At 61.9% G+C, this 6458-nt stretch carries 6 protein-coding genes and 2 pseudogenes; 6 read left to right on the forward strand and 2 right to left on the reverse strand.

Features of this window, described 5'->3' with window-relative positions; all coding sequences use genetic code 11:
• Positions 1-631 precede the first annotated feature (631 nt).
• The 5 genes and pseudogenes from N825_RS40695 to N825_RS35340 all read left to right on the forward strand — a co-directional run.
• Positions 632-904, forward strand: a pseudogene (locus N825_RS40695) (CHASE domain-containing protein); the annotation flags it as partial.
• 58 nt (positions 905-962) lie between these two features.
• Positions 963-1118: pseudogene (locus tag N825_RS40700) on the forward strand (transposase); the annotation flags it as partial.
• A gap of 19 nt (positions 1119-1137) precedes the next feature.
• Positions 1138-1248 carry a hypothetical protein gene (locus tag N825_RS41140; RefSeq protein ID WP_198039077.1) on the forward strand — a complete coding sequence of 37 codons (111 nt, stop codon included), beginning with the start codon at positions 1138-1140 and terminating at the stop codon, positions 1246-1248.
• Positions 1245-1523, forward strand: a complete 279-nt coding sequence (locus N825_RS35335; RefSeq protein ID WP_037462196.1) for a hypothetical protein — start codon at positions 1245-1247, stop codon at positions 1521-1523. The genes N825_RS41140 and N825_RS35335 overlap by 4 nt, the downstream gene beginning before the upstream one ends.
• A 430-nt stretch (positions 1524-1953) precedes the next feature.
• Positions 1954-2583: a sensor histidine kinase gene (locus N825_RS35340; protein ID WP_037462199.1), complete on the forward strand. Its 630-nt coding sequence runs from the start codon at positions 1954-1956 to the stop codon at positions 2581-2583.
• A gap of 674 nt (positions 2584-3257) precedes the next feature.
• Here the strand turns inward: N825_RS35340 and N825_RS40070 are convergent.
• Complete coding sequence (locus N825_RS40070) at positions 3258-4283, reverse strand: site-specific integrase (RefSeq protein ID WP_037462202.1); 1026 nt, start codon at positions 4281-4283, stop codon at positions 3258-3260.
• A 451-nt stretch (positions 4284-4734) separates the two neighbouring features.
• Between N825_RS40070 and N825_RS40075 the strand changes: the two genes are divergently transcribed.
• Entirely contained in the window at positions 4735-5277 is a 543-nt protein-coding gene (locus N825_RS40075; RefSeq protein ID WP_037462205.1) for a hypothetical protein, read from the forward strand.
• Positions 5278-5622: 345 nt separating this feature from the next.
• On the opposite strand, the gene N825_RS41145 is transcribed toward N825_RS40075, so the two are convergent.
• Entirely contained in the window at positions 5623-5862 is a 240-nt protein-coding gene (locus N825_RS41145) for a helix-turn-helix domain-containing protein (protein ID WP_084165442.1), read from the reverse strand.
• Positions 5863-6458 lie beyond the last annotated feature (596 nt).

Consider the following 6458-nt stretch of genomic DNA (forward strand, 5'->3'; position numbering starts at 1 on the left):
TGGAAACTGCCTTCCGGAGGACAGCCGCCCCGCAATAACCCCATGTCACATTAACTCGAAAGGCGAATCGGCAGCACAATCATATGTCGTTTCCGGAGCTTATTCCGCAAGGATAGGTGGGTCTTTGGTGTAAGGTGAGAATGAAAGCTTCAGGCGCGGGTGCCGTCGGAAGTCGATGTGACAATGCCGACCCGATCCAAAACCAGATCCTGGTGTTTCGTCATTCCAGGGAACATCATGATGATCCAGGGATTTGGAGGGAGGACCGATGCGATGGAAACATTCTCCATCATCCGATCGAAGCACAGACGAAACATTTCCATGCTGCTCGATCATGAGCCTTGATGGTTCATCAACCAACTCTCCAGCCATGTTGGCCTTGGTGAAAATCAAGACGGTCGAATGGAAATGATGTCGGGACCAGAACTTTCGGAGGCGTCATCTGGTCGGCGCCTCCTCATCTCCCCGGCGGAGGCGATGGGGACCGGACGTTTGGCCGGCGCTGGTCATCTCCGTGGGATTGCTCGCCACGGCTACGGTGACGACCGGCTTCCGGCTCGTCCTGGATCGTCGGGACCAGGAGCGCTTCCTCCACGAGGTGGACCAGGCCCAGGCCGCCATCTCGGACCGCATGGCCACCTACACCGCCGTTCTCGGCGCCACCTCGGCCCTGTTCGCCGCGAGCGACGAGGTGACCCGGGCGGAGTTCGGGGCCTTCGTGGCGAGGCTGGACCTGCGCCGGCGCTATGTCGGCATCCAGGCCATGGGCTTCAGCACCCGTGTCGCGCCCGACCGGATCGGACATCTGGAACAGGACATGCGCAGACAGGGTTTCGCCGATTTCCGGGCTTGGCCTCCCGGAGCGCGTGAGGAGATCAACTCCATCATCTTCCTCGAACCCCTGGATGACCGGAACAAGACGGCCATCGGCTTCGACATGGCTGTCGAGCCGATGCGCCGTCCGCTTCGACAAGACCCGGTACCGGTTCCGCTGGACCGTGGAAGCCGTCTTCTGTCGCCTGAAGGACTTTCGTCGCGTCGCCACCCGCTATGACAAACTCGCCAGAAACTACGAGGCAACCCTCGCCATCGCAACCATGGTGGCGTATTGGCTTTGATTGAGTCTGGACCCTAGACATCACTGGCACGACCGCCAACGACATTTTCCGAAGCGGGTCCGATTCCGACATCATGCGTGGTGGCGCAGGAAACGATACCTTCTCCTTCCGCGACGGTAACGAAAGGTGATTTCTGAAACCAATGACGCGGATATCTTCGAAATCAGTTCCTATGACTACGGCAACAAGACTATCACCGGCTTCAATGGAGTTGGTGCCTATGGTGGTGACCGTCTCTATATTTCGAGCGATTATTACGATGACCCGGAACCCGTGGTGAGGGAAGTAAGCGGAAAAACCATTGTCAGCTTCTCATGGAAAAGCGATGCTGGTCCGGTATCACAAGCCTCTTACACGATCGCCAAGGTGGGCTTGATGGAAGAGGTGGACTACTTCTTCAACTGACCACCCGCCCGGTCCGTTGCCCAGGGACCGGGTGCTCTTTTTATGTTCTCGATCCTCAGCAACGGCCGTCTCCGCATGGTGACTCCCTGCGATCTAGGGATCAACGCCGTGTTAACTTCGGACCACTATGATAGGCAAGCTTTCTTCTTGATGAAAGCCGTTATGGGACGCCTCACCACTCGCACCATGGTGGGGTTTTTCATTGGTTGGAGACCGGGCGTGACACGCGAAAGCGTTGGGAATGCGACACGAGATGGATCAATCGAGCCCATGAGTTTTTCCTCCTAGCGCGACGGGCTGCTCACGACCAATGTGCAACTTGAATTGTCATTGATCACAAAGCCTTGTGATGATGTTTGACGAATCATCCGAAAATCGTATCTTCCCCCTCTGAATTACGGTGGCGGACACGCGAGGGGGAGACGGGACGATGGCGGCCAGGAGCAATGACGATCTGGAGATGGCGCTGGCCGAGGCGATTCACCGCGCGCGCAACGACCTCCAGGCCGTGGCCGCCATGCTGGGCCTTCAGGCGCATGCCGCCACCGATCCCGCCGTTGCCGGCGCGCTCCGGGCCGCCGAGGAGCGCGTTCTCGCGCTGATCAACCTCAACGTTCGGCTGGATGCGAAGGCGCGGGGCGTGATGTCCACCATTGACAGCCGGGCGTTCCTGGAGGGCCTGGCCGAGTATATCCAGAGCATGCATTTCGGGGATCGGCCCTTCACGCTCGCCATCGACACGGAATCTCACCGCATTCCCTCCCATGAGGCCAAGACACTCGGGTTGATCCTGAACGAACTGGTGGTCAACGCCCTGAAATACGCCTTCCCCGATGGGCGGGCGGGAACGGTGACGCTGGCGTTTCATTGCCGCGACGGCGAATGCGAAATGAGCGTGTGGGACGACGGCGTCGGCCTCGATCCGGCGGCTCCGGCCCAAGGGACTGGCCTGGGTCAGCGGATGGTGCGGACGCTGGTGTCGCAGTTGGGTGGTCGCCTCGATGTGGGACCGCGTCAGGAAGGCGGCACCCACTGCGCCATTCGCTGGACACCGGCTTGAAAGTCAATTCTCCTTTTCAACCGGGCACACGTTCACCAGGGGCGTTTCAATATCGGCAGTGGGAGCCTTGTTACCTCTTTCTGAATTATTTTGATAAAAATTGAAATGCCAGATCTCTACCCTGCTTGAAACTGACTCCGCCCTCTCGGCGGGGTTTTTTCGTTCATCCCCACGCTTGGTGCGTGTGGGTGCCGACCGCAAAGCCAACAGTATATCGAAATTGTCTATGAACGCAGTGAGGTTGAGATCTTTAAAACCGTTTCAAATGTGACTTTAAGCGTCGCATCCCTCCGACGCGTTTCTTTCCTGTACCTAACCCCGTGCGTTCATCCGCCGTGGGGCTTTTTTCGCCCCTCAACGCGTCCCCTTTGAATTCGGACCCATGAAGACCTTGTGCCGTTTGGCTAAAGCAGACCCTAACGGCATAGGTGGAAGCTGGGGGCAAGCTCCCAGCGGGACCGTTCCGCATGCGTATACTTTATCAGATCGCTGCCCGCGTGCTCGAATACCTTACGCCGATTGACGCTGGGAGCGCCCTCGAGACCCTGCGCGCCTGCACGTTCAAGGTCGGCGCGGACCTGGTCGACACCACCGCGACCAACTCGACAACCGCAGCCTCGTCGATCACCAGTCCCGGCGCAGCGAATCAGCGTCATACAGGGTGTTGCACGGGCTCATCGCCGACTCCTCCCCAGGAGCGGGAGCTGGTGGGCGTCGAGCCGCGCCAACTCGAGGAGTTCGTGGTATCTCCGCTGGGCCACGATGTCATCGATCTGCGCGTAGTACCGCTCGGTCGTCCTCCGGCTCCGGTTGCCCAGGACCCTCTGGACGATGTCCATGGCCCCAGGATCGTGCGTCAGGATGATGAACGCCGTCAGGTGGCGCTGCACATGCATGTTCAGGACGAACCCGCCGATCTCGCGATTGCGGTCGACGGACGCCCTGTTGAGGAGCGTGCCGTCCCGATGGCCCTGTCCACCGGCGGGGAACAGGTGGGGGTTGTCCTGCGCCGACCCGACGTTGGCCATGAGCCTGGGCCTGAAATGCTCGAGGTAGTGGGCGATCACTTCCACCGCCCGCGGCGTCAGTTCCACGTTCAACTCGGTCCGGTTTTTGGTCTCCCACCAGTCGAGCCTGACATGGCCGGGTTGTTCCGCGCGCGTGGGCAGCAGGAGATTGCGCCCCGGCCCGCCGATCCTCAGGGACGCGAGGTTGGCGCGCCGCACCGGGCACCCACCGACGGTGACATGATATATGACGCAGACGATCGCGTCGTTGATCTGCTCCGGCGTCGGCGGCGTCCCATCACGGACCAGGGCCCGCATGCGCTCCCAGAGGGTTTCCGGCAATTCGAACCACGCCCGGAGCTTGGCCGGGTCGCGGAACTGCGCCAGGCGCTCGGCGTGCCTCGGGCCGATCTGGACATCGTGGTAGATCCGTCTCACCGTGCCGTCGCGTCCGCGACGCCTTTCCCGCAGCCTCGGGTCGACCCGGTCCCGCAATTCGATCAACTGCTCGATGACGGAGTTCCCGACACCCAGGATGCGCGCCAGCGCGACGAAGATCGTGGCCCCGTTCAGGAGCGTGGCGTTCACCTGCCGGAACTGCCGATCCTGGGCCCTGGCGCCCCTGCTGCCGCCGCCCCGCGCTCTCCAGCGCCCCGCGCGCGACATCCGGACGAACGAGGTCGGCGAGGTCACGAACCTCCTCACCCCTGGCGATCAGCACGTTCGCGGCGTAGGTCACCCACGTCCTCATGGTCGAGAGCTGCTGCCGGCCGAAACGCGCGCCCGTCGGAGGCGGCGGTTCGCCGGAGAGTGAGAACACCACCTCGTCCTCGGGCACCAGGTCCGCCAGGGACGACGGTGATGCATCCGGGGCCGCCGCGTGCGCCGCGACGAACCGGCTCCACGCCTCCCTGAGCGGCTCCGGCAGTCCTCCGAACTCCACGGCGTGGACCCGGCCTCCGTGTTGGTAAAGCCGTTGGAGTTTTTGGGTCGGCCATCCCGGAACACCCGCCTGGAGACACTCCCAGGCGTAGACCACGGCGCGCGCGACGGATAGGGGATCACGGCATCCGCGATCCCGCAGGTCGGCCAGCAGGTCCGCCACGGTGCCATCGTCGACGGCGTCGGGTGCGTGGTCCCGGCGGTGACAGAACGCCACCAACGGCCAGAGCTTGGCGACGGATCCGCGCGCGCCTGGCTGTCGTCGGGCGAGATCGACGAGGCGACCCCAGTCGACACCGAGCAGGGAGGCGGAGACTTGCTGGTGGGCGTGGATGTCGACGAGACGCACGGCGCGGCGCACGCGGGACCGGAACGCCGACAGACTGGAGACGGACAACCCAAGATCGGTATGGGTGATCGCCCCGAGCAGGGGATCCACGACGCGCTCGATCGCCAGGATGTCGACCCTCCCGGATCGGCGCCGCTCGATGTCGGCGAACCGGTGGACCGCGCCGGTGACACGGGCCCGCTCCCCACCCCAACCGGTTTGGAGGTCGACGGCGGCGCACGCGTCCAGCAGGGTGGCCTCGCCACGCCTGACGCGGTCCGCCAATCCTGGCGGCGGATCCGGCAAATGGAGGGCGCGTTCCAGGTACCGCCTCTCCTCGGTCCACGATTTCGGGGCGACGGTGCCACGGATCGCCTCGTAGAGTGTCAGGGCGTCCCGGGCGGCGATGGTGGATAGCGGCCCGCCAACGTGTTGGGCGATGCGGGCCAGGGCCTTGCGGGCCGCGAATCTGCCACATCGCGGGAGCGCGCCCGACGACAGCAAAATCTTGATCTCAACATCCGCGAGAGTGGTCATGCGTGAGCTCCTGCTCGGTCAGAGCCGTCGATCCCCCGGCCTCCGGGCCTCGCGCGATTCTGTGCAAGGCCGGTCCATCGACATCAATTGACAAATAGTGCCAGGATTAGCCCACTGTTCTCGCGTGCAATAACGGCTATGGTTAAAGAAATCCGGATTAAGTTGGGGCGTTCTTGCCAGGGTTTTGTTTAACCATGACATCGAGTGACACCCATCGAAAACCGTTTACTTCAGATCATGGTTCTGGTGGGGCAGTCTATTCTCGAAAATGCGCAGGTCCTGTTCATTGATGCGAACGAGGCTGCCCAGTTTGCGCGCGGGTAACAGGCCACTGTCGATGTGCCGCCTGACCGTTCGACCACAGACGCGCCAGCGAGTGGCGACGTCCCTGATGCTCAGCCACGGAGATGGCGCGTTTGGTGTTGCGGTTTTCATCACGGCCTCATCATGTTGGCGGTTGAACATGGGGGCGTCACGAGATCACTCCCTGGTTCATAAAACATCATATCCTACAACCAATGAGAGTGACAATACGGAATTTTCGTTTAAAACAGCATATCGGATTTCAAAGAGGGTGTTTGGGGAGAACCTGTCGATCGTTGATGATTTTGGGACGTCGTCGCGCAACGGGACCAATCGACACCGCCATGGCGGGAGAAGGGCCAGACGGAATACCAACCTGACGAATCGTGCCCAAATATGCATTGGCCGTCATGATTGGCATCCCACCGCAAAGCACGACGGCTCCGGCCTTGATCACCAAGCCGACCCAGCGCGTCCGCCATGTTGGCGGATCGCTGACAAGGGGCGGCGGCGGGAAACCGGCCACGGTGGGTGATCCAAGATGGAAAGCGCCTTGGCACGCCGCGAGTTTGCCTCGGAGACCCGCCTGATATCCAAAGAAACACTGCCTTCAGGATCAGTGATGTCTCGATGGCAAGATCCGGGTAGCGCGCCTGGCCGCCCGGCGTGGTCCGCGACGCCGCCCGCCACGCTGCGACCGCCTCCTCGCTGTTATCGGGCACTCAATAATCCCCACTTGAGGGCATTGAAAATTCCTC

This window comes from Skermanella stibiiresistens SB22 (assembly GCF_000576635.1).
GTDB classification, from domain to species: domain Bacteria; phylum Pseudomonadota; class Alphaproteobacteria; order Azospirillales; family Azospirillaceae; genus Skermanella; species Skermanella stibiiresistens.